This is a genomic window from Amycolatopsis sp. NPDC043889 (genome assembly GCF_056435645.1).
Map to the genome: position 1 here is coordinate 266,588 of NZ_JBWKEC010000004.1, position 24,754 is coordinate 291,341.

20 protein-coding genes are annotated in these 24,754 nt (G+C 68.3%); 13 read left to right on the forward strand and 7 right to left on the reverse strand.

All coding sequences use genetic code 11. From position 1 onward, the window contains the following. Positions 1 to 321: 321 nt before the first annotated feature. The 8 genes from AC0685_RS11555 to AC0685_RS11590 are packed head-to-tail and all read left to right on the forward strand — an operon-like array spanning position 322 to position 8,527. On the forward strand, positions 322 to 522 hold the full coding sequence (locus AC0685_RS11555) for a hypothetical protein (protein WP_478225446.1): 201 nt from the start codon (positions 322 to 324) through the stop codon (positions 520 to 522). Next, positions 522 to 1,628, forward strand: a complete 1,107-nt coding sequence (locus AC0685_RS11560) for an acyl carrier protein (protein ID WP_478225447.1) — start codon at positions 522 to 524, stop codon at positions 1,626 to 1,628. Before AC0685_RS11555 ends, AC0685_RS11560 begins: the two co-directional genes overlap by 1 nt. Further along, a complete protein-coding gene (locus tag AC0685_RS11565; protein WP_478225448.1) occupies positions 1,625 to 3,133 on the forward strand; it encodes a class I adenylate-forming enzyme family protein in 1,509 nt (502 codons plus the stop codon). Before AC0685_RS11560 ends, AC0685_RS11565 begins: the two co-directional genes overlap by 4 nt. Continuing rightward, positions 3,126 to 4,433, forward strand: coding sequence for a type III PLP-dependent enzyme domain-containing protein (locus tag AC0685_RS11570; protein WP_478225449.1), 1,308 nt, complete (start codon positions 3,126 to 3,128; stop codon positions 4,431 to 4,433). The genes AC0685_RS11565 and AC0685_RS11570 overlap by 8 nt, the downstream gene beginning before the upstream one ends. 3 nt (positions 4,434 to 4,436) lie before the next feature. Then, positions 4,437 to 4,691 (forward strand): acyl carrier protein, encoded by a 255-nt coding sequence (locus AC0685_RS11575; protein ID WP_340686950.1) that lies wholly within the window; start codon positions 4,437 to 4,439, stop codon positions 4,689 to 4,691. Then, positions 4,688 to 5,872, forward strand: coding sequence for an acyl-CoA dehydrogenase family protein (locus AC0685_RS11580; protein WP_478225450.1), 1,185 nt, complete (start codon positions 4,688 to 4,690; stop codon positions 5,870 to 5,872). The genes AC0685_RS11575 and AC0685_RS11580 overlap by 4 nt, the downstream gene beginning before the upstream one ends. Next, positions 5,865 to 6,986, forward strand: coding sequence for an acyl-CoA dehydrogenase family protein (locus AC0685_RS11585; protein ID WP_478225451.1), 1,122 nt, complete (start codon positions 5,865 to 5,867; stop codon positions 6,984 to 6,986). The genes AC0685_RS11580 and AC0685_RS11585 overlap by 8 nt, the downstream gene beginning before the upstream one ends. Continuing rightward, positions 6,983 to 8,527 carry an amino acid adenylation domain-containing protein gene (locus tag AC0685_RS11590; protein WP_478225452.1) on the forward strand — a complete coding sequence of 515 codons (1,545 nt, stop codon included), beginning with the start codon at positions 6,983 to 6,985 and terminating at the stop codon, positions 8,525 to 8,527. Before AC0685_RS11585 ends, AC0685_RS11590 begins: the two co-directional genes overlap by 4 nt. Positions 8,528 to 8,934: 407 nt before the next feature. Here AC0685_RS11590 and AC0685_RS11595 read toward each other — a convergent pair whose 3' ends face one another. The 4 genes from AC0685_RS11595 to AC0685_RS11610 form a co-directional block, all read right to left on the reverse strand. Continuing rightward, on the reverse strand, positions 8,935 to 10,812 hold the full coding sequence (locus AC0685_RS11595; protein ID WP_478225453.1) for a propionyl-CoA synthetase: 1,878 nt from the start codon (positions 10,810 to 10,812) through the stop codon (positions 8,935 to 8,937). A 230-nt stretch (positions 10,813 to 11,042) separates the two neighbouring features. Beyond that, positions 11,043 to 12,659: a tannase/feruloyl esterase family alpha/beta hydrolase gene (locus AC0685_RS11600; protein ID WP_478225548.1), complete on the reverse strand. Its 1,617-nt coding sequence runs from the start codon at positions 12,657 to 12,659 to the stop codon at positions 11,043 to 11,045. Between the two features lie 208 nt (positions 12,660 to 12,867). Further along, positions 12,868 to 13,347, reverse strand: coding sequence for an SgcJ/EcaC family oxidoreductase (locus AC0685_RS11605; protein WP_478225454.1), 480 nt, complete (start codon positions 13,345 to 13,347; stop codon positions 12,868 to 12,870). A gap of 22 nt (positions 13,348 to 13,369) precedes the next feature. Further along, positions 13,370 to 13,837, reverse strand: coding sequence for an SgcJ/EcaC family oxidoreductase (locus AC0685_RS11610; RefSeq protein ID WP_478225455.1), 468 nt, complete (start codon positions 13,835 to 13,837; stop codon positions 13,370 to 13,372). Positions 13,838 to 14,120: 283 nt separating this feature from the next. Between AC0685_RS11610 and AC0685_RS11615 the strand changes: the two genes are divergently transcribed. From AC0685_RS11615 to AC0685_RS11635, 5 genes are all read left to right on the forward strand, one after another. Beyond that, positions 14,121 to 14,576, forward strand: coding sequence for an SgcJ/EcaC family oxidoreductase (locus AC0685_RS11615; protein WP_478225456.1), 456 nt, complete (start codon positions 14,121 to 14,123; stop codon positions 14,574 to 14,576). A 261-nt stretch (positions 14,577 to 14,837) separates the two neighbouring features. After that, entirely contained in the window at positions 14,838 to 15,509 is a 672-nt protein-coding gene (locus tag AC0685_RS11620) for a ribonuclease FAU-1 family protein (protein ID WP_478225457.1), read from the forward strand. 353 nt (positions 15,510 to 15,862) lie between these two features. Then, positions 15,863 to 17,215: a nucleotide disphospho-sugar-binding domain-containing protein gene (locus AC0685_RS11625; protein ID WP_478225458.1), complete on the forward strand. Its 1,353-nt coding sequence runs from the start codon at positions 15,863 to 15,865 to the stop codon at positions 17,213 to 17,215. A 90-nt stretch (positions 17,216 to 17,305) separates the two neighbouring features. Next, positions 17,306 to 18,916, forward strand: a complete 1,611-nt coding sequence (locus AC0685_RS11630) for an MFS transporter (protein WP_478225459.1) — start codon at positions 17,306 to 17,308, stop codon at positions 18,914 to 18,916. Positions 18,917 to 19,154: 238 nt separating this feature from the next. After that, positions 19,155 to 20,399 (forward strand): class I SAM-dependent methyltransferase, encoded by a 1,245-nt coding sequence (locus AC0685_RS11635; protein ID WP_478225460.1) that lies wholly within the window; start codon positions 19,155 to 19,157, stop codon positions 20,397 to 20,399. Positions 20,400 to 20,961: 562 nt separating this feature from the next. Here AC0685_RS11635 and AC0685_RS11640 read toward each other — a convergent pair. The 3 genes from AC0685_RS11640 to AC0685_RS11650 all read right to left on the reverse strand — a co-directional run bounded on the left by AC0685_RS11640 (position 20,962) and on the right by AC0685_RS11650 (position 24,666). Continuing rightward, on the reverse strand, positions 20,962 to 21,702 hold the full coding sequence (locus AC0685_RS11640; RefSeq protein ID WP_478225461.1) for a DUF899 domain-containing protein: 741 nt from the start codon (positions 21,700 to 21,702) through the stop codon (positions 20,962 to 20,964). A gap of 180 nt (positions 21,703 to 21,882) precedes the next feature. Next, positions 21,883 to 23,430 carry a GMC family oxidoreductase gene (locus AC0685_RS11645; RefSeq protein ID WP_478225462.1) on the reverse strand — a complete coding sequence of 516 codons (1,548 nt, stop codon included), beginning with the start codon at positions 23,428 to 23,430 and terminating at the stop codon, positions 21,883 to 21,885. Positions 23,431 to 23,502: 72 nt separating this feature from the next. Next, positions 23,503 to 24,666, reverse strand: a complete 1,164-nt coding sequence (locus AC0685_RS11650; protein WP_478225463.1) for an epoxide hydrolase family protein — start codon at positions 24,664 to 24,666, stop codon at positions 23,503 to 23,505. Between the last annotated feature and the right edge of the window lie 88 nt (positions 24,667 to 24,754).

Below are 24,754 nucleotides of genomic sequence, written 5' to 3' on the forward strand. Positions count from 1 at the left end.
TCGCGCGCCGATCATCTCTTCGAGATCAGACCGAATCGGCTGCATTCTCGGCACGAAATTTCTCTTGACGACCTGTCGCGCCCATGGTCGTGGCCGCGCTGCCGGATTCGGAGGCTTTCGAGGAGTAGACGCCCCCGGCGGGGGTCAGAAGAATCAGTTACAGCCGGGCAGGCTCGACTGTGCGGGTCCGGAGCTTGGAAGTCCATTGAATGACTGCGATATCCACCGCTTCGTGCGCTTGGGAGTTCTACCTTCCCCGATGCCGGTGGCCAGGTCCCGGCCGGCGCCCGCGACCTGAAACGCTGAGATTTGGGAGTGGACATGACGCTCGTGACGGAAAGCCCATCGTCGTCCTCCTGCACCGTCGGCGAGGCGCCGGTGAGGGTGCCGCTTCTTGGCGGCGTGCCCAGGCGGTGGTGCCGGCCCCTGGAGTTCCTGACCGCGCTGCCGGCGCACGGTGTCGCCGTGGTGGCAGGCCTCGCACCGGTCCACGGTGAAGTGGCCGTGGGGAGGCGGGCCTGATGGCCTCGACCGAAATCGCGGTCCACGCGCAGTTGTTGGACTGTCTTCAGGCCAATCTCGCGGTCCTTGCCGACCGGCACCACGGCTCGGGCACCCATCTGGCGCTGGGAGCCGCCCTGCGGTTCCGGCCCACCGCCGGCACGGGCGAGCTGCCGACCGTCGAGCCGAGTCTGGCAGGCCATCTCACTGACGCGGGGCGGTTCCTTGGTCTCCTGGTGAAGGCTCAATGGCAGCATGTCACCCCGGTGCGGCTCGCCGACTTGAGCTCCCAGCACGGCGAGCTTTACGTGGTGGCCGACGCTCACGATCTGCCATGGACGCCGTATTACGGGCAGCTGCACATGGAACACAGCTTCTTGGTCGGCAGCGGCCCGGACGGCGCCATGATCACCGACGCCTACCGGAACCTGACGCCGTGGGGCACTGCCGTGCCTGGCCGCTGGGAGGTGGACTGGGCCGAGCTCCCCACCGCCGACCACGTGGTGGCACTGACGCCCACCGCGACCGTGCCGTCGGCCACCCCGGTCGTCGACATAGCCGACCCCGACCACTACCTGGACGCCTACGCCCGGCACGCCGACCGGGTGGCGGCGCTGCGCCAGCTCACCCTGGAGACCTGGCTGCTGGTCCGGTCCCGCCGGCTGCACGCCGGGTTCCTGGCCCGATCGGGCACACCGGCCACCGGCGAGGTCGAGGAGCACCTGCGCGGATGGGACCTGCTGGCCGAGCAGGCGTACCTGGCGGCGCGCCGGGTGGAGCGGGGGCGCCGGGAGCCTGCCGGGTTGCTGGGCCGGTTGGGGCAGGCACTGGCCGCGGACCGGGAAGTGTTCGCCTGCGGCACCTCGCCGGTGCAGATGCGCGACACGGTGGCCGGGATCGTGGCCACGGTGCTCGGCACAAGAACCGAGCGGGTGCTGGCCGAGCCGGAACTCACCCTGTTGCCGGGGTTCGACTCCATGCGGTTGGTCGCGGTCGTGGCACGTCTCGAAGACCGGCTCGGCGTGGAGTTCGATCCGGACGACCTCCTGCCGGAGAACCTTCACCACCTCGACGGCCTATGCCGGTTGGCCGCCGGATCGATCGGTGCCATGGGAGAAGCCGCGTGAACCCTCAGCCCACTTTGCTGGCGCACCTGCTGGACGCCGCCGCCGCCCGATGGCCCGACCGGCCGGCGGTGACCAGCGGTGGGACCACCCTGACCCACGCCGAACTGGCGGGTGCGAGCCACCGGCTCGCCCGTTGGCTCGCGGACCGGGGCCTGCGGCGCGGCGACCGGATGGTCGTGGTGGCAGGCTCCACCCCGCTGACTCCCGCGCTGCTGTATGCGGCGGCGCGCGTGGGGGTGGTGTTCACCCTCTTGCACGAGCAGGTGCGCGGACGACCCCTGGCGCACGTGCTCGACGACTCCGAGCCCGCGCTGGTCGTCGGCGCCGACCGATCGGTGGTCGACGACGCACGAGCCAAGGCGATCGACGCGATCGACACCGCGGCTCTGGCCGACGTCGGGTTCACCGGCGAACCGCGGTCCTGGGCCCCGCCCGCCGGTCACGATCCGCTCCCGGTGGATCCGGTGTGCCTGATCTACACCTCGGGCACCACCTCGCTGCCCAAGGCTGTCGTCAGCACACACCAGCAAGCCGTCTTCGCGGTGCTCGCCATCCAATCGCAACTGTCCTATCGAGACGACGACGTGGTGTATTCGCCGCTGCCATTGTCCTTCGACTACGGGCTCTACCAACTGTTCCTTGGCGCGGCCAGCGGGGCGCACGTCTGGCTGGGGCAGCCGGCGGAAGTCGGGCCCGCGTTGGCGCGCAACCTCGTGCGCGCCGGCGCGACCGTCCTGCCGGCGGTGCCGGCGGTGGCGGAGGCGTTGGCCCGGCTGCTGGCCAGGGGCGGTCCCACCCCGGCCTTGCGGCTCGTCACCAACACAGGCGCGGCGATGCCGTCAGAGGCGCTTACCGCTTTGCGAGCGGCGATCCCCGGCCTGCGGGCGCAGCTGATGTTCGGGCTCACCGAGTGCAAACGGGCCACCATCATGCCCCAGGACGAAGACCTGGTCCGCCCGGGATCGTCCGGTCGTGCGCTGCCGGGAACCGAGGTGTTCGTCGTGGACGGGTCAGGTCGGCGCCTGCGGACAGGGGAGGTCGGCGAGATCGTCGTGCGCGGGCCGAACGTGATGGCCGGCTACTGGCGGCGGCCCGAACTGACCGAACAACGGTTCCCCAAGGCCAACGGGTTGTTCCCGGAACTGCGCACCGGAGACTACGGCTGGCTGGACAAGGACGGCTACCTCTACTTCGCGGGCCGCCGGGACGACATCTACAAGGAGCGTGGCTTCCGGGTCAGCGCGACCGAGGTGGAGGCCGCCGCGCGCAGGGTGCCTGGCTGCGCGTCGGCCGCGGTGTTGCCGCCGAGTGAGGGGGAGCCGGCCGCGCTGGTGGCGACCGGCACGGTGACGGCCGAGCAGGTGCTGGCCGGCATGCGGGATGAGATCGAAGAGTTCAAGATCCCTCGCCGCTGCGTGATCATCGACGAACTTCCCTTGTCCCGCAACGGAAAGGTCGACCGCGAAGGACTGGCCAACCTGCTCAGGGAGGCGCGGCATGTCTGAGGCGGTGCTGGACCAGCAGATCACCCTGTCTCCCGCGCTCCAGGAAGCGCTTCACGAGGTGGGCACCCCTGCCTACGTTTACGACTTGGCCGAAGTGCGGCGCAATGCGCGCCGGCTGCGGGCCGCGCTGCCCGAGGGTTCCGGCCTCTACTACTCGCTCAAGGCGAACCCCCACCCGGAGCTCCTGCGTGAGCTGCGGAAAGCCGGGGCGAGGCCCGAGGTGTGCTCGCCGGGTGAGCTGGACGCGACGCTCGACGCGGGCTGGCCTGCCGCGGATGCCCTGTACACCGGGCCTGGTAAGCGGGACGCCGACGTGGCGGCCGCCCTGCGGTCGGGTGTCCGGGAGTTCTCGGTGGATTCGCCGGCGGCGTTGGACCAGCTGGACAGGATCGCCGCGGGTCTCGGCGTGAAGGCGCAGTGCATCCTGCGGATCAACGACGACCAGCCGACGCCCGGCCAGCGGCTGGCGATGACCGGCGTGCCGTCCCAGTTCGGAGCGGACACCGGGTGGGTGCTCGACGAGCCCGCGCGTTTCGCGGGCCGTCCGAACGCGTCAGTGGTGGGACTGCACCTCTACATGGGCACGAACCTGGTCGCCACCGAGGACCTCGTCGCCCAGTTCGGCCACTCACTGCGTACCGCGGGGCGCCTGGTCGCGGAGCTGGAGGCGGCTGGGGCCGCGATCAAGGTGCTCGACCTCGGCGGCGGTTTCGGCGCCCCGTTCGCGCGGGCAGGCGCCGCCGTCGAGTTCGACGGGCTGCGCGAACGGCTGGAGGACCTGTTCGACGACGGCGTGCCCGGCTGGCGTGCCGGGCACCCGGCGATCGTGTTCGAGTCGGGCCGCTACCTGGTCGGCACGGCGGGCACGCTCGTTACGGCCGTGCTCGACACAAAACGGTCACACGGCAGGGAGATCGTCGTCCTCGAGTCGGGCATCAACCACCTCGGTGGCATGTCCGGCCTGCGCAGGCTGCCGCCCTTGGTGCCCCACCTGCTCACCGTCGGCCACGCGTCCGGTCCTGCCGACACAGCCGAAGCTACGGTCGTCGGCCCGTTGTGCACTCCCCTGGACACCTGGGCGCGCAGCATCCCGCTGCCAAGGCTCGCGCCGGGAGACCTGCTGGCGGTCCCCAACACCGGGGCCTACGGCCTGTACGCGAGCCTGCTGGCCTTCCTCGGCCACCCCGCCCCGGCGGAGATCGTCATCGACAGCGACCTGCCCGGCTCGCCGGTTGTCGACGCCTCCCGCCTACACCTCACGCGCGCCCCGGTTCGCCATGGTGCCACAGGAAAGGAATGATCCATGGACCAGCGATTCACCGAGCTGCTCACCCGATTCCTGAAGTTCCTGGACGGACGGGAGATCACCCCTGAGTCGAGGCTGTGGGACCTCGGGCTGGACTCAATGCAGTCCATCGAGCTTTTGTTCGCCATTGAGGACGTCTTCGACGTCTCACTTCCCGACGAAGACCTCACCGACGCCACCTTCACCACCGCCGGCAGCCTGTGGGGGGCGGTGCAGGCCGCGATCGGCACGCCCGGCGCGCGAGCGGCATGAGCGACGCGATGGCCCTGGCCGAACCGGCGCCGGAGAGCACCACTGCCTGCGCCGGCCGCGTGGCCGGGGTGGCTGCCGAGCACGCCGCGCGCCACGACCGGGAAGCGACGTTCCCGGTGGAGGCGTTGGCCGAGATGCGGGCAACCGGACTGCTGGGGCTGCTGGTTCCCAGTGAGTACGGCGGCCTCGGTGGCGGCATCACCGACCTGCTGGACGTCGCCATCCAGCTCGGGCGCGCCGACATGTCCGCGGCGATGATCTTCGCGATGCACTGCCAGCAGGTCGCCGCGGTGGCGGGGCACGCGGGCGCTCGACTGCGCGAGGAGCTGCTGCCCGAGATCGCGGCGGGCCGGGTGTACCTGGCGTCGGTGACCACTGAGGCAGGCAAGGGCGGCCACCTGCGCACCGCCCAAGCCGAGCTCGCCGTCTCCGACGGCGAGCTGGTCGTCGATCGGTTCGCGCCGATCGTGACCGGCGGGACGCACGCGGACGGCTTCCTCGTCACCATGCGCAGCCCGGGCGCCGTGTCGCCCAACCAGATCTCGCTCGTATACGCGCATCGGGATCAGCTCCAGCTGACCGCGTCCGGCGACTGGCAGCCGATGGGGATGCGCGCCAGCCACAGCGCGCCGCTGCGGCTGGACGGACGGATGCCCGGCCACCAGATCGTCGGAGAGCACGGCGGGTTCCCCCGGATCGCGTCCGAGGTCTTCGCGCCGCTGGCCCATCTCGGCTGGTCGGCGAGCTGGCTCGGCACCGCCTGCGGCGCGCTGTCGCGGGTGTTGACCCTGTTGCGTGCCAAGGAGAGCCGTCAGCGGTTCAACCTCGACTCCGAGCTGTTGCTGAGCAGGCTCGGTTCGGCACGGCAGCGGGTGGACGCCGTGCACGCCCTGCTGCGGCGGACCGCGCACATGGTGGAGGAGGCGGACGACCTGTCGCGGCCGCGCAACCAGCTCATGCTGAACACGCTGAAGATCACCGCCGCCGAGCAGTGCCACGCCGTGGTGGAGGACCTGATCGACGCGGTCGGCCTGCAGCACGGCTACTTGAAGGGCTCGCCAACCGGCCTGGAGCGGGCGTTGCGCGACCTGCGGTCCGCGGCGCTGAACTACAGCAACGACCGGCTGCGGCTCGCGGACGGCCGATTGGCCCTGCTCGACCCGGAGGTTCGCCTTGCCTGAGTCGCCCTACACGTGTGACGCGCCGACCGGCTGGCCCGAGAGCTGGGCCGCGCTGAACGGCGGCGGGCCCGAGATCTGGGCCGCGCTTGGCGCGGCCGGCGCTCTGCGCTCGGCGTATCGGGGCGGCGATCCGGCCCTTGGCGTGGATCCCGCGGGCATCGGCCACCTGCTGTCCGAAGTGGACGCCCAGGCGAGCGTGGGGGCCACTCTGTCGCTGTGCGTCCAGCTGGCCACCGCTGTGCCGCTGCTCGCCACCGGCTCAGGCCCGTCCGAAGCGGCGCTGGCGGACGCGCTCGCCGGGAACTCGGTGACCGCATTGGCCGCCACGGACACCACCGCCGGATCGGACCTGACCGCGCTCGGCACCGAGGTGACCATCGGCGACCGCGAGCTGGTGCTCAACGGCGGGAAGCGCTGGATCACCAACGCCACCCAGGCCGACCAGATCCTGGTGCTGGCCCGCCACCGCCCAGGACGGCACTTCACCAACTTCACATGGGTCCTCGTACCGGCTTCGGCCGCTGGGGTGACAGCGCGTCGCGCGGACACCGAACTGTTCGCGGGCGCCGGCGTCGGTCAGCTGACCTTCGAAAACGTGCGGTTGCCCCGCGAGCACCTGGTCGGCAGGCCAGGCCGGGGACTGGCCGCCTTCGCCCGCCAGATCGCAGTGGAACGGCTCGCCGGTGCCTTGTGGGCGGTCGCGCTGTGCCGGCGCGCGCTGGCCGCCACGAAGACAAGGCTCGAGGACCCCGCGCGGTCCGATGAGCCGCTGTGGCGACACGACAGCATTCGGCAGCGGTTTGCCACGTGCGTGGTGGCGGTGCGGCAATTGCACGCGCTGTGCCAGGAACTCGGTGACCGGGTGGCGAGCAGGCACGACACCGCGGCCGCCGCGTTGCTGAAGGCCGGCGCGGGGATGACCGTCGAACGGGTGCTGGCGGAATGCGCCCAGCTGCAAGGAGCCGACGGATTCGCGACCGGCGGCGCGCAGTGGCTTCGCGCCCAGGCCGCGGTCTTCGGGATCGGCGGCGGGGCGACCGAGGTCGTGCTGTCCGCGGTCGCGGACTCAGCGGACATGCTGCTGGCGGAGACAGCCAAGGAGGGATCTCGATGAACGACGCCCGTACTCTCGATGACTGGTTCACCGCCACCGTGGCGGAGTTCGGTGACCTGACTGCCTTGGAGGTGGCAGGCGAACGGTTCAGCTATACCGAACTCGACGCCTTGGCCAGCGGGCTGGCCGGGGTGCTGATCGCCGAGCATGGCGGTGCGCCGGCGAGGATCGGGCTGCTGGCCGCGCGCTGCCCGCTGGCCTACGCGGGATATCTCGCGGCGCTACGGCTCGGCGCCACGGTCGTTCCCTTGAACCCGGCGTTCCCGGCGGCCCGTAATGCCGCGATCACCCGAGCGGCCCGCCTTGACCTGGTGCTGGCGCAAAAGGACACGCCTGGGTATGACGATTTGCCGGTGCCCGTCGTGTGGGCCGACCCCCGGTTGGACACGTTCCGTGCGGGCGCTGACCCCGTTCTGCCCAGCTCGACGGCCGGTCCGGAGGAGCTCGCTTATATCCTCTTCACCTCGGGTTCCACTGGGACGCCGAAAGGTGTGCCGATTCAGCACCGCAACGTTTCCGCCTATCTCGACTACGTGATCCCCTTGTACGGCTTGGGCCCGGGCGCGCGGGTCTCGCAGATCTTCGACCTCACCTTCGACCCGTCCGTGCGCGACATGTTCCTCGCGTGGGGCTCGGGTGCGACGTTGGTGGTGCCCAGCGGCAACGACATTCTCGCGCCGGTGCGGTTCGTGAATCGGGCGCGCTTGACGCATTGGTGCTCGGTGCCCTCCGTGGTTTCGTTCGCGATGCGGCTGCGTGGCCTCGCTCCCGGCAGCATGCCGACCTTGCGGTGGAGCGTGTTCTGCGGCGAGGCGCTGACCACGAGCCAGGCGGAGGCGTGGCAGGCCGCGGCTCCGGACAGCGCGTTGGAGAACAGCTACGGCCCCACCGAAGTGACTATCACCTGTGCCGGATACCGCCTGCCGGAACAGGCAGGGCGATGGCCGCGCACGGCAAACGGCACCGTCCCCATCGGCACCATTTACCCGGCACTGGAGACCTTGATCGTCGGTGACGACGGGAGGCGCTCGGAGGACGGCGAACTGTGCGTGCGCGGGCCGCAACGGTTCCCGGGTTACCTGGACCCCGCCGAGAACGTCGGCCGGTTCGTCACGCTCGACGGTGAATGCGCCGGCGTTTACGACGGCTCGGCGCCCTTGACCGAACAGCACTGGTACCGCACTGGAGACAGGGTACGAGTCGAGGACGGCCAGCTCGTCCACTACGGCCGGCTCGACCACCAGATCAAAATCCGCGGCTACCGAGTGGAGCTCGGCGAGATCGAAGCAGCTCTCCGGGCGCAACCAGGCGTACGAGACGCGTTCGTCGTCGCCGTGGCCGGCTTGAACGGTGAGTTGGACCTCGAAGCCGCATACACCGGCGTCGCACAGGATGCCGAGGTACTCCTCGCCTGCCTGAGGACGAGGCTGCCCAACTACATGGTGCCGCGTGGTGTGACGGCATTCGATCGGCTGCCGCTCAACCCGAACGGCAAAGTGGATCGAGCCGCATTGGCCGCCAGCCTCGCCGCGGGCGACTGAGGCGCCTTCTGGGTATAGGTGACGGGCGAGGGTCGGGACACCGGGTCGAAACGCCACTCACGACCCGACCCTTGCGGTACCGATGCTCTTTCCGGTCGGTGAAGGGCTCTGCTTCCCTCGGCTGGTCACCATCGGAAGTCCTCCGGGGGGCCGGAGGACTTCCGATGGTGACCACTATTTGATAGGTAGGTCAACTATGGCGTGGCGGTCTCCCTTGTCACGTCGCGGCCGGCCGTGAAGGCCTCCTTGCCTACCCTGAAGGTAGGGAAGGAGCCCTTCACGGACGTACCGCCGGCACGAGACACGTTTGCCTTACCCCTCAATAAGTGACCAGATACGCCCTGATACTCCAGTCGAGGGAAGGGGCCATTACGTACCTACTCGCCACCGCCACGGGGCAGTGCGGCTCAAGATCCACAGAGGACAGCGCGCAGCGCCTCGAGAACGGCCGGATCCTCGATCGTCGGAGGCACCGGGTCGGTACGCCCATCCGCGATACCACGCATGGTTTTCCGTAAGATCTTCCCCGATCGCGTCTTCGGTAATGCCTCCACAATGGACACATCGCGGAAGGCGGCGAACGGCCCGATATCCTGTCGTACCAGTGCGACCAATTCACTGCTCAGCGTGCTGTCATCGATGTCGGCTCCGGTTTTCAGGACCACGAATCCCCGGGGCAACTGGCCTTTGAGCTGGTCTTTGATGCCGATCACGGCGCATTCCGCCACGGCCGGGTGAGAGGCGAGCACCGCTTCGATCGAGCCGGTCGACAGCCGGTGACCTGCGACGTTGATGACGTCATCCGTCCGGCCCATTACGAAGAGGTACCCGTCCTCGTCGATGTACCCGGAGTCGCCGGTGAGGTAATAACCGGGATGCTGTGAGAGGTATTCCTCACGGTACCGCTCGTCGGCGCCCCACAGCGTTGGCAGTGAGCCCGGCGGCAGCGGCAGGGTGATCACAATTGCGCCCTCTTCGCCGGCGGGGAGCTGTCCACCGGCCCGGTCCAGAATGCGCACGTCCCAGCCTGGCACGGGTTTCGTCGAAGAACCGGCCTTGACCGGCATGGGTTCGAGACCGCGCGGATTCGCCGCGATGGGCCAGCCGGTCTCGGTCTGCCACCAGTGATCGATGACCGGAACGCCCAGTTTCCCGCTGGCCCAGTGATAAGTCTCCGGATCGAGCCGTTCGCCTGCCATGAACAAGGTCCGGAATCGTGAAATATCGTATTTGGCCAGTTCGGTCGCGTCCGGATCAATTTTCTTGATGGCCCGCAATGCGGTCGGTGCGGCGAACAGCGCGTTGACCCCGTGCTCGGCGATCACCCGCCAGAAGGCGCCCGCATCGGGCGTACCGACCGGTTTCCCCTCGTACAGAACGGTCGTGGCGCCGATCAGCAGTGGCGCGTAGACGATGTAAGAATGCCCGACGACCCAGCCGACGTCCGAGGCCGCCCACCAGACGTCGCCGGGGTGGATGTCGTAGACCGCGCCCATCGACCAGGCCAGCGCGACCGCGTGGCCGCCGGTGTCGCGCACGACGCCCTTCGGCTTACCCGTCGTGCCGGAGGTGTACAGGATGTACAGCGGATCGGTCGCGGCGACCGGCACGGGATCCGCCGGCGACGCGTCCCGGATGACGTCCGTCCAGTCGAGGTCCCGTTCGCCGAGTTCGGCGCGAGCGCGCTCACGTTGAAGATAGACGACGTGATCCGGTTGATGCGAGGTGACTCCGAGAGCCGCGTCGATGATCGGCTGGTACTCGACGGTCCTGGTCGGTTCGATCCCGCACGAGGCCGCCACGATCACCTTCGGCTTGGCGTCGTCGATCCGCGCCGCCAGCTCCTTGGGCGCGAATCCGCCGAACACCACAGAGTGCACCGCGCCGAGCCGCGCGCAGGCGAGCATGGCGATGACGGCCTCGGGCACCACCGGCAGGTAGACGAGCACGCGGTCGCCCTTCGCGACCCCGAGCGAGGCGAGGGCTCCGGCGAATCGCGCGACTTCGTCCAGCAGTTCGGCGTAGGTGTACCGCCTGGTGGAGCCGGTGACGGGCGAATCCCAGATCAACGCCGTCCGGTCGCCGTGGCCCGCGTTGACATGCCGGTCGAGTGTGTTGAACGAGGTGTTCAGCTCGCCGTCGGAAAACCAGCGGTACATCGGCGCGTTCGCGTCGTCCAGTGCCTTGGTCGGGGGGCGGGTCCAGTCGATCGCTTTGGCGGCTTCGAGCCAGAAGCCATCCGCATCTTCCAGGCTGCGACGGTAGGTTTCGGTATACGTGCCCATGGTTCCGGCTCTCCTTTTGATCGGCTGGCCCTCGTAACTGGCAGGGCGCTCTACCGTCACTCACGACCTGCCCCTTCGCACCGGCCGGTCGGTTCTCCGGTGAAAACGTTACGGTTCCCCGATCCGTGCGGACGTCTCCGTGATTGCTCCGGCGAACCGGTGTGACCGCGAAAGTATGGGGCGATTCTCCCGGCGGAAACGGTCGAGTGTCCGATTAGGACTGGCCGGGATCACGGTGCGACCGGTCCGGACAGGCCATAGAGGTCGTTCCCCGCCCAGTTGACGATGTCGCGTACCGGTTTCGACGGCGGTGCCGGGACGAAGTTGGCCGCGTCGTCGATGCTTCCGGTTCCGGTGTACTTCGCGCGGAGCGGGTACGGGAACACAGGGCGGGTGCGGAACACCTTGCCGTCGGCGTCGCGGCCGGTGGCGATGGTGCGGTCGGGTGAGGCGCCGCGTTCGACCCAGGCGACGAGCTCGCGTAGTGGGTCGTACTCGGTGAGTTTGTCGCCGTGGTAACAGTGGTAGAAACCGGGGACCATGAACAACCGGGCCCAGCTCTGTGTCGCGGCGGGACCGCCGGAGGCGCGGGTCAGCCGCTGGTAGTAGTCGGTGGTGCCGGGCGCCGGGATCGCCTGGTCCGCCCAGCCTTGCCAGAGGACGAGTTTCCCGCCGGAGCGGCGGAATTCGCGCAGGTCGGTCGACATCGCGTTGGAGCGGATGCCTTCGGGGGCGAGGCGGTCGAATTCACGGGCGGTGAAGGTGAACTTCTCGACCGACGAGTGCGGTGTCCCGTTCGGGTAGGCCATGTACCTGAGGTAGTTGTCGGCGAGCGTGTACGCGTACGAGACGCCGCCGAGTTCCGGGGCCGGGATGATCCAGCCGTACCAGGCGAGTTCGGAGCCGACGGCCTGACCGGCCGGGTACAGCTTCCGGCCGCGCTCGTCGGTCGGCGGCGCGTAGAGCCTCTTGGTGGCCTCGACCTGTGCGGTGGTGAGACAGCCGGCGTTGTCCGTGCCCGGCGGGCAGGTGAGGGATGCCGGGTTGAAGCGGCAGGCGCGCGGGTCGTCGATGGCTCCGTCGGCGAGGCCGTCGGACCGGTCGCAGGAGGCGACCGCGGCGGCGTGCAGTGCGGGGAGTTTGCCGGCGGTCAGGATCGGTTTTCCGTCGGCGCCGGTGTTCACTTTGGCCAGCCAGGTCTGGTAGACGCCGAAGAGCGGCCCCCAGAGGCCTGCCGGGGCGCCGGAGACGATGCCGTCGAAGTCGTGGGGGTAGCGCTGCGCCAGCAGGAGTCCCTCACGACCGCAGCCACTGAAGTACGACTTCCTTGGCGGGGCGCCATAGAAGGCGGTGATGACCCGCTTCGAGGCGAGGGACACCACGTGGGGTGCGCGGAAGGCGAAGTCGTCACGGGCGGTTTGGTTGTTCTCCGCCCATTTCCCGTCGTCGAACACGAGCGGGGTGGTGCCGACGTGGCCGCCGTCGGTGGACGCGACCGCGACGTCACCGCCATGCGGGAGCCCGCAGTCCGTGAATGGCGGGGCGGTGACGCCGCCGCAGAAGCCGCCGCAGCCGACTTGCACGTACCGGCCGGCGTAGGTCGTGATGGGCAGCCTGAGCTGGAATCTCACGGCAGGTTCGACATAACCGCGGACGTCGCAGTTCTCGGGTTCGGTCGCCGTCGCCGGCACGACCGTGGCCGCCGTGACGTGGGTGACCGCGCCCGGCAGGTCGTAGGTGCGCACGAGTTCGGCGCAGGCCCGCACAGGGCGGAGTGTCGCTACGTCGGCTGCCGCCGCCGGTATCGGTATCAAGCCTGTCGTGATAAGCATCGCTACGCTGAGTATTGCCAACCGTCGCATGTCTCTACCCAGTTCCCTCGTGTCCTGAGTTGGAAGTCCGCGTTCATTTGAGTCCATTATGGACAGTTGTGGGTGAGGCAGGTGTGACAGGTGAGGCGTGGTGCAGGGGGTCGTGAGTGGCGTTTCGGCTCTCTTGATAACCCGAAACGCCACTCACGGCCCCCGCCCGGCAAGCGGGAGGCCCTCTCGGGAGTCAGCCCTTGATGGGGCTGCTCTGGTGCGAGAAGAGGCTCAGCTCGCCGTCTTCGCCGCGAACGACCGTCCACACCGCACGGATCTGGTTCTCCGGCGCGATCTCGGACTCGCCCGCCCGGATGATCCCGCCTTCGGTGATGACGATCGCGACGTTCGGACCGAGGAACTTGACCTCGAGCGGCCAGCCGTAGACGTGCGCTCCTTTGAGGCCGCCCTGGAAACCTGTGCGCATGAAGTCGCGGATCTGCTCCCGGCTGGTCAGCTGGTTGTCCTGCAGCAGCAGGCTGCCGTTCTCGGCGAAGACGTCGGCGAACGTGTCGGCGTCGTTCTTCAGCCAGGCGTCCTGAATGCGCTGCGGTACCGTGAGGACGGCCTTTTCGTCTTCACTGGTGAATGAACGGTAGAACGCCGTGTCCTCTTTGACCGCGTGGTCGGCGAGAATCGACGTGGCGTTGCCCCACGAATTGGTGGTCGGCACTGTGATCTCCCGTTAGTAGTCGTTACCAGCGGAGCGTTGCGCCGGCGCCGCGGGGGCTGTTCTGATAGACCGCGAGCTGCCACTCGTCGTCTTTCTTCACGACGACCCAGGTGGAGCGCACCGCGAGCTCTTCGTCGATTTCGGTCTCGCCGGGGGCGAGAATGCCGCCGTGGGTGCGCAGCAGTGCGACGGTGTCCGAGACGAACCGGACGTCGACCGGCTTGCCGGTGACGCCGCTGTCCTTGAACGGGCCGGCGTAGGCGGCGGTCATGAACGAGCCGATCGCGTCCCGGCCCTTCTTCAGCACGTCACCGGGGAGGATGAGGATGCCGTCCTCGGTGAACTGCTCGGCGACGCCGTAGCCGTCGTTCTTCGCCCATGCGGCGATAAGGCGCAACGGGACGTCAAGGGCTTCTTTTTCCTTCTCTCCGACGAAGGGGCCGTAGTAGTCGTCCAGCCTGGCCTGGTCGTCGTCAGTGGGTGCAGACACTGTGTTCTCCTTCAAAGTGATCGGCTAACCAACGGCACAAATACGATTGGCCCCATACGCCCTTTAGCTTCACACGCGCGATGGCCGGGGCTCTTCTCCTGTTTTGCCACGCCGGACGTGCTTTTCACGCGCGATTCTTTGGTGTGCGCTCGCCGGATACGCGGGTTCGGCGCACTCGAGGAGACGCACCCGAATCTTCGCTGCGGCGACCATTACGACGCGGTACGGGTCCCGTGCCTGGCGGATCATTCAGGTTATCAGGTAGTCAATCAAGGAGAGCCGGATGTCAGAGAAGGCCGCAACCCTCGTCGCGGGGGCCAAGCAATGGGCCACCTATTACGGAAAGTTCACTCAAGGCGAGGAGAGCGTCGCGCTGACCGCTCTGCTGCGCGCCAGGGCCGCGTGGGACGCGAATGACGCCGACGCCTTCGCCGATCTCTTCACCGCCAACGGCAGCATCCTGGTCGACGACACGCAGTTGACCGATCCCGAGGCGATTCGGCTGTTCTTCAAGGAAGCCTTCGCCGGGGCGCTGCGCGGCACCACCCTGGTCATGGAGCCGATCGACATCAAGATCCTCGAGCCGGGCATCGCCGTGGTGATCACGGACGGCGGCGTGCTGTACGAGGGTGAGACCACGGTCCCCGTGGAGCGCACCGTGCGCGGCACCTGGGTGACCGTCCGGGTCGACGGCGAATGGCGGCTCGTTTCGCAGCAGACCAGTCCCATCAAGGGCTGAGCTCGAAGGAGAACGAGCCGATGAACGCCATCGTCGGGGTTACGACCGTGCCCGCCGCGGCGGGCACATCGCACGACATCGGGAGTGACTTCTCATGAGCAACCGCCAACGGCGGAACCTGGTTCCGGTAAGTCTTTCTTTGCCTCCCGTCCCGCAGGAAGGCACAGAGCCCGACCTCGGGTGGGCCGGCGGCGGACGGGTCACGGGGACGACCGCGTCGCGTCGGGGGAATGGCGTGCCGGCATGACGGGGGAGGGCCTCGTGTCCGATGGCCAGAGCGGTCTGACCGCCGGCGAGGTCATCGTCCGCCGGTACTTCCGCGGGCCCCACCTGAGCATGGCCCAGGCCGCCAGGGTGGTGCGGCGGTCGGCGTACGGGCTCCTTCTGTGGGTCCCGATCGGGTCGGGCTTCGCGTCCCTTCGCTGCCCCGATGGGTCCCCCATGCGGGAGGAGCCGATCGATCGCATCGCGGAGGCGCCGCTCGTCACGACCTCATGGCGCGACCGCGACGTGCTCATGCTCGTGCCGCCGGGCCGGGCGCACTCGGTGTGGTGGTTCTTCGACCGCGGTCGCTTCGAGGGCTGGTACGTCAACCTTGAGCGGCCGGCGGTGGGCTGGGACGACGGGACCACGGCCGGCCTCGACACAGTCGACCACACCCTCGACCTGCTTGTCGCTCCCGACGGCACCAGCCGGTGGAAGGACGAGGACGAGTTCCACTGGGCGACCGGCCGTCCGGGCTACTGGTCGGCCGACGAGGCGCGTGCGGTGCGCGCGGAGGGTCGCCGCCTGCGGCGCGCCGCCGCCGCGGGCCGGTTTCCCTTCGACGGGACTTGGTGCGATGTCCGGGTGGACTCGCTCGCTCCACCCATGCTGGACGGGGAGCTTTGGCGCTGGCGGCCCGCGGCGTGGACCCTCGCCGCCGCGGCGTGAGGAAGGCCGGTGCCCGTGCGCGTTCGTACGGTCGTGAAGGGCCCCTTCACTACCCTGAAGGTAGTGAAGGGGCCCTTCATTCACGACGTCGCCGTGATGACGACCGGAATTAATCATACCTGGGGACGTGTATTCCACACTTCCAGCGTCGGGTCGCGGCTCGGTACCGTCGTCCCCAGTATCCGGAAAAGGAGAGGCGAACACCTTCGAGAGCTACTGGCGAGCACGCGCGACCGGTCGACGCCTTTATTCGTGCTCTGCTCACCGCAATTCTGAGGTGGTCCGCCCGGGTGTCTCAGGCACTCCGTGGCGTCCGACGCGATCCAGACCGAGGTAACGTTAAGGAGTTCCACATGCGCGTAGCTTTCGTTATTTGGCCGGCGTCGGCACATCTGTATCCTTTGGTCCCGCTCGCGTGGGCGCTCAAAGCGGCGGGGCACGAGGTCTGTGTCGTTTCCCATCCGGCGATCGCGGCGGAGACCGCGTCGATGGGCCTGACCCCGGTGTCGGTATGCGACGCCGACAGCATGCCCGCACTCATGGGGCCCGCGAGGCCCTATGTCACCGAGCGGGCCGATCTCGCGCGGATCACCGCCGCGTTGGACTTCGACTCTGACGACCCGGATCGTGAGCACTGGGACGTGTTGACCCAGTACTACGTGCCGTCGATGTGGGACTTCCTCCCTTACAAGGGCGACGCGAGCACTCCGCTGCCCGCCATGGACGGCTTGGTGAACTTCGCCCGCACATGGCAGCCCGACCTGGTGCTGTGGGATCCGACTGTCCCTGGCGGCGCGGTGGCGGCGCGTGTGTGCGGTGCGGCGCATGCCCGGTGGTGGACGGCGCCGGACGTCTTCAGCCGCAGCATGGACAGGATCGCCGAGGCCAACAGCAGACCGGGCGCCCCGCCGGTGGACAATCCGGTGGCCGAGACCGTGCGGCCGCTGGCCGATCGCTACGGCGTCGAGGTCGACACGGAGCTGCTGTTCGGGCAGTGGACGATGAATATGCAGCCGCGAGCGGTGGGACCGACCGTCTCCGCGCGGACGTTGTCGATGCGCTGGATTCCGCACGCGAGGCAGGAGGTCATGCCCGAGTGGATGTACCCGGTGCCGGACCGCCCACGGGTGGCCCTGTCGCTGGGTCTGTCCGAGCGGTCGTTCATGGCGGACGGATGGGCGCATATCCCGGCGCTGCTGGAAGCCGTGTCCGTGCTGGACGTTGAGGTCGTGGCAACGCTCAACGACAAGCAGTTGTCGCAGGTCGACAAGATCCCGGACAACGTGCGGGTGGTGGATTTCGTCCCGCTCAACCAGTTGATGCCAACCTGCGACCTGCTCATCCACCACGGCGGTATGGGCACGGTCATGCCCGCGATCGCCAACGGTGTGCGGCAGATCGTGGTCGACTTCGTCGGCCACGAAATCGTGGCGACCCCGTCCTCCGGCGAGGAGAAGCTGGGCCGGTCGAGGTACAGCCTTGGGCCGGCACTGGCCCGGTACGTCACCGATTCGGGGGCAGGCCTCGTCATGAACGTCAGTAAGCCCGATGCCCTGGAGATGCGGGAACAGATCACGAGGGTGCTGACCGAGCCGTCGTTCCAGGAGGGAACGGATCGGTTGCGCAGAGATCTGCTCTCCACGCCGAGCCCCAGCGAGTTCGTCCCGATCCTGGAGCGGCTGACCGACGAGCACCGGCGCCGGTAGGCGCGCTGACGGACGGGCGGCAGTAAGCCCACCGGCCGGTCGGGCGCGACGTCGCCACCGGCTTCGCGATCATCTGGATGGAGAGAGATCATGACCACAGAGCTCACGGGCGGCTCCCACCTCGGTCCGAGGAAGGCGGGTGCCCGCCAATGGATCGGCCTCGCGATACTGAGCCTGCCGACGATGGTGGTGTTCCTCGACCTCACGGTGATGTTCCTGGCGCTGCCGCACATCACCGTGGACCTCGGTGCCAGTGCCTTGCAGAGCCTGTGGACCGTCGACATCTACAGCTTCCTGATCGGCGGATCACTGGTCGCGATGGGGCGGCTGGGTGATCGGGTCGGCCGGCGCAAGCTGCTGCTGATCGGCGCCGGCGCGTTCGGCCTGTTGTCGATCGCCGCGGCGTTCTCGACGAGCCCGGCGATGCTCATCGCGATGCGGGCGGGGCTGGGGGTGGCCGGAGCCACGTTCATGCCCTGCACCCTGGCGCTGATCAGGACGATGTTCCCCGACCCCAAGCAGATGGCCAGGGCCATGGCGATCTGGTCGACGGTGGGTATGGCAGGACTCTGCCTGGGTCCGTCGGTCGGCGGGCTGCTGCTGAACTCGTTCTGGTGGGGCTCGGTCTTCCTGATCGCGGTCCCGCTCATGGCGCTGCTGGTGCTGACCGGCAAGGTGTTGCTGCCGGAGTCCCGCGACGAGAACGCCGCCCGCCTCGACTTCGCCAGCGTGGCGCTGTCGCTGGTCGCCATCCTCGCGGTCATCTACGGGCTCAAGGAACTGGCCAGGAACGGGTGGGACCCGGTCCCGGCGGTGGCCTGCGTCGTTGGTGTCCTGCTCGGCGTGCTGTTCGTCCGCCGTCAGGCTCGCCTCGCCGATCCGCTGCTCGACATGAGCCTGTTCCGGATCCCCGCGGTCGCGGGGGCTCTGACCCTGTTCATGGTCACCGGTATCGCCCTGGCCGGTAGTGGCCTGCTCGTGTCCCAGTATCTGCAGCTGGTCCAGGGACTCAGCCCGTTCGCCGCGGCGCTGTGGCTCATCGTCCCGTCGGTGGTGGCGATAGCCGGGGTCCAGTTGTCCGTCCCACTGGCCACGCGGCTGCGCCCGAGCCTGGTGCTCATGGGCGGGCTGCTGCTCAGCGCCGTTGGCATGGTCGTCATTTCGCGGGCCCCCTCGGCGGGCGGTCTGGCCGTCCTCGTCGTGGGGTTGTGCATCATCTACGCCGGTGTCAGCGCGGTCCCCGCGATCAGCAACCAGCTCACCATGATGGCGACGCCGCCGGAACGCAGCGGCTCGGCCGGGTCCCTCTCGACCACCAGCGGCGAGCTCGGCAACGCACTCGGCATCGCCGCCATCGGCAGCCTGTCCACCGTGCTCTACACCAGTTGGGTCGCCGTACCTCCCGGCGTCCCCGCCGGTGCCTCGGCGGCCGCCAAGGAGGACCTCGCGGGCGCGGTCGCCACCTCCGGGACGCTGCCTGCCCCGCTGGGCGATCAGCTGGCGGCGGCGGCTCGCGAGACGTTCACCAGCGGGCTCAGCACCATCGCGATCGGATGCGCGGTCACGCTGGCGGCACTCACCGTCGTGGTGTACGCCACGATGCGCCACGTCAAGCCCATCGGCTCCGAGGCGCCAGAACCGGAACCGGAGGACGGTCCCGCCGTGCCCCGTGAAGCGGAGGTCGCCGCGGACCGAGCGTGACCGGCCGCGCCGCGCCTGCCCGATGAGGATTCGACATCGAGACGCCCAGCCACCCCGGCGCGCGCCGGGGTGGCTGGGCGTCTCGATGTCGCCGTTCCTGGTGGACGGCTTCGCCCATCCGCACCCGTGTGACACGAAATCGCGCGCCGTCCGAGCAGTCACGGAGACGTCCGGACGGATCCGGGAATCGTACGGTTGGCTACCGGAGAACCGACCGGCCAGCGCGAAGGAGTTAGTCGTGAGTGATGGTTTGAGAGGGGCGGAGAACGTAACGCTCTGCCAGACGTGCCGGGACATCAAGGTCCGCAAGTTCTTGTCGCTCGGCATGCAGCCTTCGTTCCATTTCCCCGCGAACCAAGAGGAACTGGACAACGAACAGCTCTGGCCACTCGAGCTGGGGTTCTGTGAACAGTGCAGCCTGGTGCAGGTCATGGAATGGGTCAGTGAGCGCATCCTGTTCTCAGGCGACTACCACCACCTCGCGGGTCTGACCGCCGGCTACCACGTGCACTTGGAGGAACTCGCGGACACGCTCGCAGGACTCTATGAGTCGGGCCCTGATGGCCGATCCGTCGTCGAGTTCGGGAGCAATGACGGCAGTTTGCTCGACAAGCTGGCCGATCGCTCGTTCGACGTCCTCGGCGTCGATCCTGTCGGTTCGTCGGCAGCCGGAAACCCTGTGGTCAAGGACTATTTCAGTTCGACTGTCGCGACCGAGGTGGCGTCGGCCCGCGGGAAGTCGGACATCGTGGTCGCGCTCAACGTGTTCGCGCACGTCACCAACCTGCACGACGTGCTGGACGGCATCACGACGATCCTGAAGGACGACGGGCTGTTCGTGAACGAGTCGCACTACCTGCCGGATCTTCTCGAGACCCTGCAGTACGACTTCGCCTATCACGAGCACTCGAGGTACTACTCGCTGACGGCGCTGGACGAGGCGTTCCGGCTCCACGGTCTCGAAGTCGTCAAGGTCGAGCGGATCCCGACCCACGGCGGGTCGGTCCGGGTCTACGCCGGCTTCGCCGGTGCCCACGAGATACACGAGTCGGTCGCGGAGATCCGCGAGTACGAAGACACCCTGAAGCTGCGGGACTCGATGATCTACTCCGCTTTCGCCACCAAGGTGGAGGAGCACCGGGAGAAGTTGCGCGACCTGGTCGCGGAGCTCAAGAGCACCGGTGCCACGGTCGCGGGGGCTTCCGCTCCGGGGCGTGCGGTGACACTGTTCAACTACTGCGATCTCGGCACCGACGACATCGACGTGGTCTCCGAGATCAGCCCGCGCAAGATCGGCAGGTTCTTTCCCGGCACCCACATCCCGGTCATCAGCCAGCAGGAGCTGTGCGGGGAGGACCAGCCGGACTACGCCATCCTGCTGTCCTGGCACATCGCCGACGAGGTGATTACCAACCTGCGTAACGAAGGCTTCCGCGGAAGGCTGATCGAACCGCTGCCCGAGCCACGGATCCTCGACCGATAGTGTCCCGAGTCGTTGATTCGCGCCATAAGTCTGCGGGAGGGCTGAAGGGGACTTCCCCTCGTCTCTCGTGGTGAAGGGCGCTTTACCCGCATCGCATGCGACGAAAGTCCCCTTCAGCGCATCGACCCCACAGGAACTTATGGCGCGAGTTCGTGGCGGCGTTTGGCTACTTTGTTGTCTGGCCTGGCTAGGTGACACGCCAGGTGAAGTACATGAAGGCCTCCTTCCTTGCGCCTAGTGTCGCGTGATCCTGCTGCCTTGCGTCCGCTGTGAATCCACGTGGATCATGGCAAGACGGAGAAAAGCTGGCTGTACCAGGGGTTTTCTCCGACGCGGCCAGGGTCGCGTGGGCCGCAGCGGCGTAAGGCAAGCAGGGTCACGCGACACTAATGCAAGGAAGAAGGCCTTCATGTACTCGGGGAGGTAGTGCGCGCGGCGCATTCCGGCCCGAGTGACGCACCTCGAACGTGGCGAAAGGAGATTGGTCGATAAAAGCGGGGGTGAACGCGAAAAGACCCCCGGTCACGGAGGTCCTTCTCACCCGTTCGGCCGGGCGGCCGGCTCACTCGTCCTTGTACTGGTAGTGGCGGCGGATCGATTTCACCGGACCGGTGTAACGGTCGGCAGGCTTTTCCCATCGCTCTTGCCTGCCAAGCGCAGTCAGGTCGAGCAGGTGGAACGTACTGAGGAACACCTCGGTACCCCGCGCATACGTCGAATACGTGTGGAAGATCCGATCGCCGTCCCGTAGGAAGACGCTGGCGCCCGGCGTCTCCATGCCTTTGAACTCGGTCAGGCCGCGCCGCTCGAGGGCCGCGCGATCCTCGTAGTTGTGCTCGACGGGGGCCACCCGGTCGTCGAGGGTCACGTGGAAGTCGTAGTTGAAGTCGCTGTCCCCCGACGAATGCCAGTCGAAGTCCCATCCCATACGGTCCCGGTAGGCGAGCAGCTTCGACAGCGGCGCCCGCGACACCACCGCGAGCGAAGTGTCGCGCCGGTGCAGATGGGAGAGGCTGCCGAAGTTGTCGACCAGGAACGAGCAGCCCACGCACCCCTCGTCCCAGTCGGGGTGGAACATGAAGTGGTAGACGATGAGTTGACGACGACCCTCGAACAGGTCGATCAGGCTGCGCTTGCCCGTAGGACCCTCGAAGACATAGTCCTTCTCGACTTCGATCATCGGCAGCTCACGGCGGGCGGCGTTCAGCGCGTCCCGCATCTTCGTGGCCGCCTTCTCCTTGGCAAGGAAGTCCTTGTGAGCGGAATGCCACTCATCACGAGAAACTATCTTCGGCAGGCTCATCGTTCGCCCTCCCCTTGTCTCGTCATTCGTATCCTGATCCGCCCGGAACAAACGGAACCCGGAAAATCGCGGCCGCGCGCGTTTCCGCGCGGGTCGTCGTCCGGTTTCCCTGATATTCGGAAACCGGTTCACCGGCGGCCTCCCCGACATCGTCGGGCGAGGCGGCCGCCGGCGCATCTCCTATCGTGCGGTCTCGCGGATCAGTTCGGCCGCCCGTTCCGCGATGGCGATCACGGCGGCGTTGGGGTTGCCGCGCACGCCGGTGGGCATCACGGAGGCGTCGGCGACGCGGAGGCCGTCGATGCCGTGTACGCGCAGCTGCGGGTCGACCACCGTGCCGATCGCACAGGTGCCTGCCGGGTGATACGTCGAATGCGCGTACGCGCGGATGTGGGCCCGTAGGTCCGCGTCCGACTCGGAGGCGGGCACGGTGTGCGGCGTCGTCGTATACCGTGCCAGGGCGGGCTGGTCGGCGATCTCGAGCGCGATCCGCAGCGCGTCGACCGCGGCGGTCAGGTCTTCGGGCTCGGCGAAGTAGTTGTGCACGATCTTCGGCTTCGCCGTCGGTTGTGGCGAGGCGAGCGACACGGTGCCGCGGCTGAGCGGGGTGAGCATGCTCGGGCCGAACGACACCGCGTGCCCGGTCGGTGAGCCGAGGCCGCCGTCGGCGAACATCACCGGCGCGGCGAGGAACTCGGCGTCCGGTGCGGTCAGCGTCGACCGGGTGCGGATGAACCCGCCGGCTTCCGGGCCGTTCGAGGTGAGCGGTCCGCTCGCGGACTCCATGTACCTCGCGACGTTCTCCGGCGTGCCGGCGGCGAGCAGGCTGATCGGGTGCTCGTGGGTGTAGACGAGCGGGATCAGCGCGTGGTCCTGCAGGTTGGCGCCGACGGCAGGCAGGTCCGCGACCACCGGCACGCCGAGCGCGCCCAGCAGCGCGGCCGGCCCGATCCCGGACAGCTGTAGCAGGTGCGGGGAGTTGTAGGCCCCGGCGGAGACGATGACCTCTCGCTCGGCGCGGACGGTGACTTCCTCGCCGTGGCGCCTGCCGGCGACCCCGACCGCGCGGCCGGTTTCGACCAGCACGCGGTGTACCCGCAGGTCGGTCTCGACGGTGAGGTTCGGCCGGGCGGCGGCGGGGTGCAGGTAGGCGGTGGCGGTGCTCTCGCGACGGCCGTCGCGCTGGGTGACCTGGAACTCGCCGAAGCCGTCCTGCTCGGCACCGTTGAAGTCCTCGGTGCGCTTGTACCCCGCCTGCGTGGCCGCTTCGACGAAGGCGGCCGACATCGGGTTCTTCGAGCGGCCGTCGGAGACCCGCAGCGGGCCGCCGGTGGCGTGGAACTCCGACTCGCCTCGCTCGTTGTCCTCCGCGCGCAGGAAGCAGGGGAGAAGGTCGGCGTAGCTCCAGCCCGGCTGTCCCCAGCCGTCGAAGTCGAGGCGGTTGCCGCGGACGTAGATCATGTTGTTGGTGGCGCTGGACCCGCCGAGGACCCTGCCGTGCCCGAGGTAGACGCGCCGGCGCTGCAGGTGCGGCTCCGCGTGGGTGTCGTGGTCCCAGTCGAAGTCGGTGCGGAACAGCCGGCCGAAGCCGACCGGTACGTGGATGTCCTCGGCCGTGTCCCGGCCGCCGGCCTCGACCAGGCAGACGCGGACGTCGGGGTCTTCGCTCAGCCGGGTGGCGAGCACGGCGCCGGCCGAACCGGCGCCCACGATGACGTAGTCGTACATGCTTGTGCTCCTTGAAAGAACCCCCTGCTGACACGAAGACGGCCTCGACATGGCGGCGAGGCCGTCCTTCGGCTACCGGCTGTCCAGTGAACCCACGAAGGTCCGCAGGTCGCCGACGTACAGTTTCGGCTGCTCCAGCGCGGCGAAGTGGCCGCCCTGGTCGAACTCCGACCAGTGGGTGATGGTGGAGTAGTCACGCTCGGCGAGCGTCCGGATCGGGAGCCCCGGATCCTGCCCGAAGACCGCGACGCCGATCGGGACGGTGACCGGGTCCGGTGCCGCGCCGGGAGTGAACATCTTGCCGAGGGTCGCGGCGGACTCGTAGTAGAACTGAGCGGACGACGTGGCGGTTCCGGTCAGCCAGTAGAGGGTGGCATTGGTCAGCAGCCGGTCACGTCCGACCTCCTCCTCCGGCGTCTTGACCGCCTTGTTCCAGTCGTGGAACTTCTCGACGATCCACGCGAGCTGTCCCACCGGAGAATCCGTGAGGCCGTACCCGATGGTGAGCGGACGGGTCGTCTGCACCTTCATGTAACCCGACAGCTCGGCGTCGAACCGGCTCAGCTCGGCGAGACGGGCGAAGTCCGATTCGCCGAGCTGCGACAGCTCCTCCGGATCGCCGGAGGGCAGGGTCAGCAGCATCGACAGGTACGCACCCCGGACTCGTTCGGGTGCGAGGCGGCTGAGTTCGAGGGAGATGATCGAACCCCAGTCCCCACCCGCGGTGACGTACGAGTCGTAGTCGAGGCGCTGCATCAGCTCTGCCCATGCCCCGGCGACACGCTGGACGTCCCAACCGGGCTCGGTGACCGGACCGGAGAAACCGTGCCCGGGGATGGACGGAATGACCAGGTGGAACGCCAGGGCAGGGTCGAGGCCGTTGGCGCGGGGGTCGGTGAGCGGACCGATGACGTCCAGGAACTCGACGATCGAGCCAGGCCAGCCGTGGGTGAGCAGCAGCGGCGTCGCGCCCGGCTCCGCCGAGGTGATGTGCATGAAATGGACGTCGGCGCCGTCGATCTCCGTGATGAACTGAGGGTGCCGGTTCAGTTCCCGTTCCGCTGCTCGCCAGTCGTAGGTGGACTGCCAGTACGTGGCGAGCTCACGGAGGTAGTCACCGGGGACGCCGCGCTCCCAGCCCGGGACCGACACCGCGGTCGGCCAGCGGGTCGAGGCGATTCGCGCGCGTAGGTCCGCGATCTCGGAATCGGGTATGTCGATCCGATAGGGCCGCATCGAGGCCACCTTTCCTCAGCCGGGGGTATGGGTGGTCCCCGCGTCCCCCGTCCGGGAGCCGTTGAGACCCGAGGTACATCGTGGTCAT

Bases quoted from the DNA above. Each gene is read 5' to 3' on its own strand.
- AC0685_RS11555 (WP_478225446.1), top strand. From the start codon at position 322: ATGACGCTCGTGACGGAAAGCCCATCGTCGTCCTCCTGCACCGTCGGC.
- AC0685_RS11560 (WP_478225447.1), top strand. From the start codon at position 522: ATGGCCTCGACCGAAATCGCGGTCCACGCGCAGTTGTTGGACTGTCTT.
- AC0685_RS11570 (WP_478225449.1), top strand. From the start codon at position 3,126: ATGTCTGAGGCGGTGCTGGACCAGCAGATCACCCTGTCTCCCGCGCTC.
- AC0685_RS11575 (WP_340686950.1), top strand. From the start codon at position 4,437: ATGGACCAGCGATTCACCGAGCTGCTCACCCGATTCCTGAAGTTCCTG.
- AC0685_RS11580 (WP_478225450.1), top strand. From the start codon at position 4,688: ATGAGCGACGCGATGGCCCTGGCCGAACCGGCGCCGGAGAGCACCACT.
- AC0685_RS11590 (WP_478225452.1), top strand. From the start codon at position 6,983: ATGAACGACGCCCGTACTCTCGATGACTGGTTCACCGCCACCGTGGCG.
- AC0685_RS11595 (WP_478225453.1), bottom strand. From the start codon at position 10,812: ATGGGCACGTATACCGAAACCTACCGTCGCAGCCTGGAAGATGCGGAT.
- AC0685_RS11615 (WP_478225456.1), top strand. From the start codon at position 14,121: ATGTCAGAGAAGGCCGCAACCCTCGTCGCGGGGGCCAAGCAATGGGCC.
- AC0685_RS11625 (WP_478225458.1), top strand. From the start codon at position 15,863: ATGCGCGTAGCTTTCGTTATTTGGCCGGCGTCGGCACATCTGTATCCT.
- AC0685_RS11630 (WP_478225459.1), top strand. From the start codon at position 17,306: ATGACCACAGAGCTCACGGGCGGCTCCCACCTCGGTCCGAGGAAGGCG.
- AC0685_RS11640 (WP_478225461.1), bottom strand. From the start codon at position 21,702: ATGAGCCTGCCGAAGATAGTTTCTCGTGATGAGTGGCATTCCGCTCAC.
- AC0685_RS11645 (WP_478225462.1), bottom strand. From the start codon at position 23,430: ATGTACGACTACGTCATCGTGGGCGCCGGTTCGGCCGGCGCCGTGCTC.
- AC0685_RS11650 (WP_478225463.1), bottom strand. From the start codon at position 24,666: ATGCGGCCCTATCGGATCGACATACCCGATTCCGAGATCGCGGACCTA.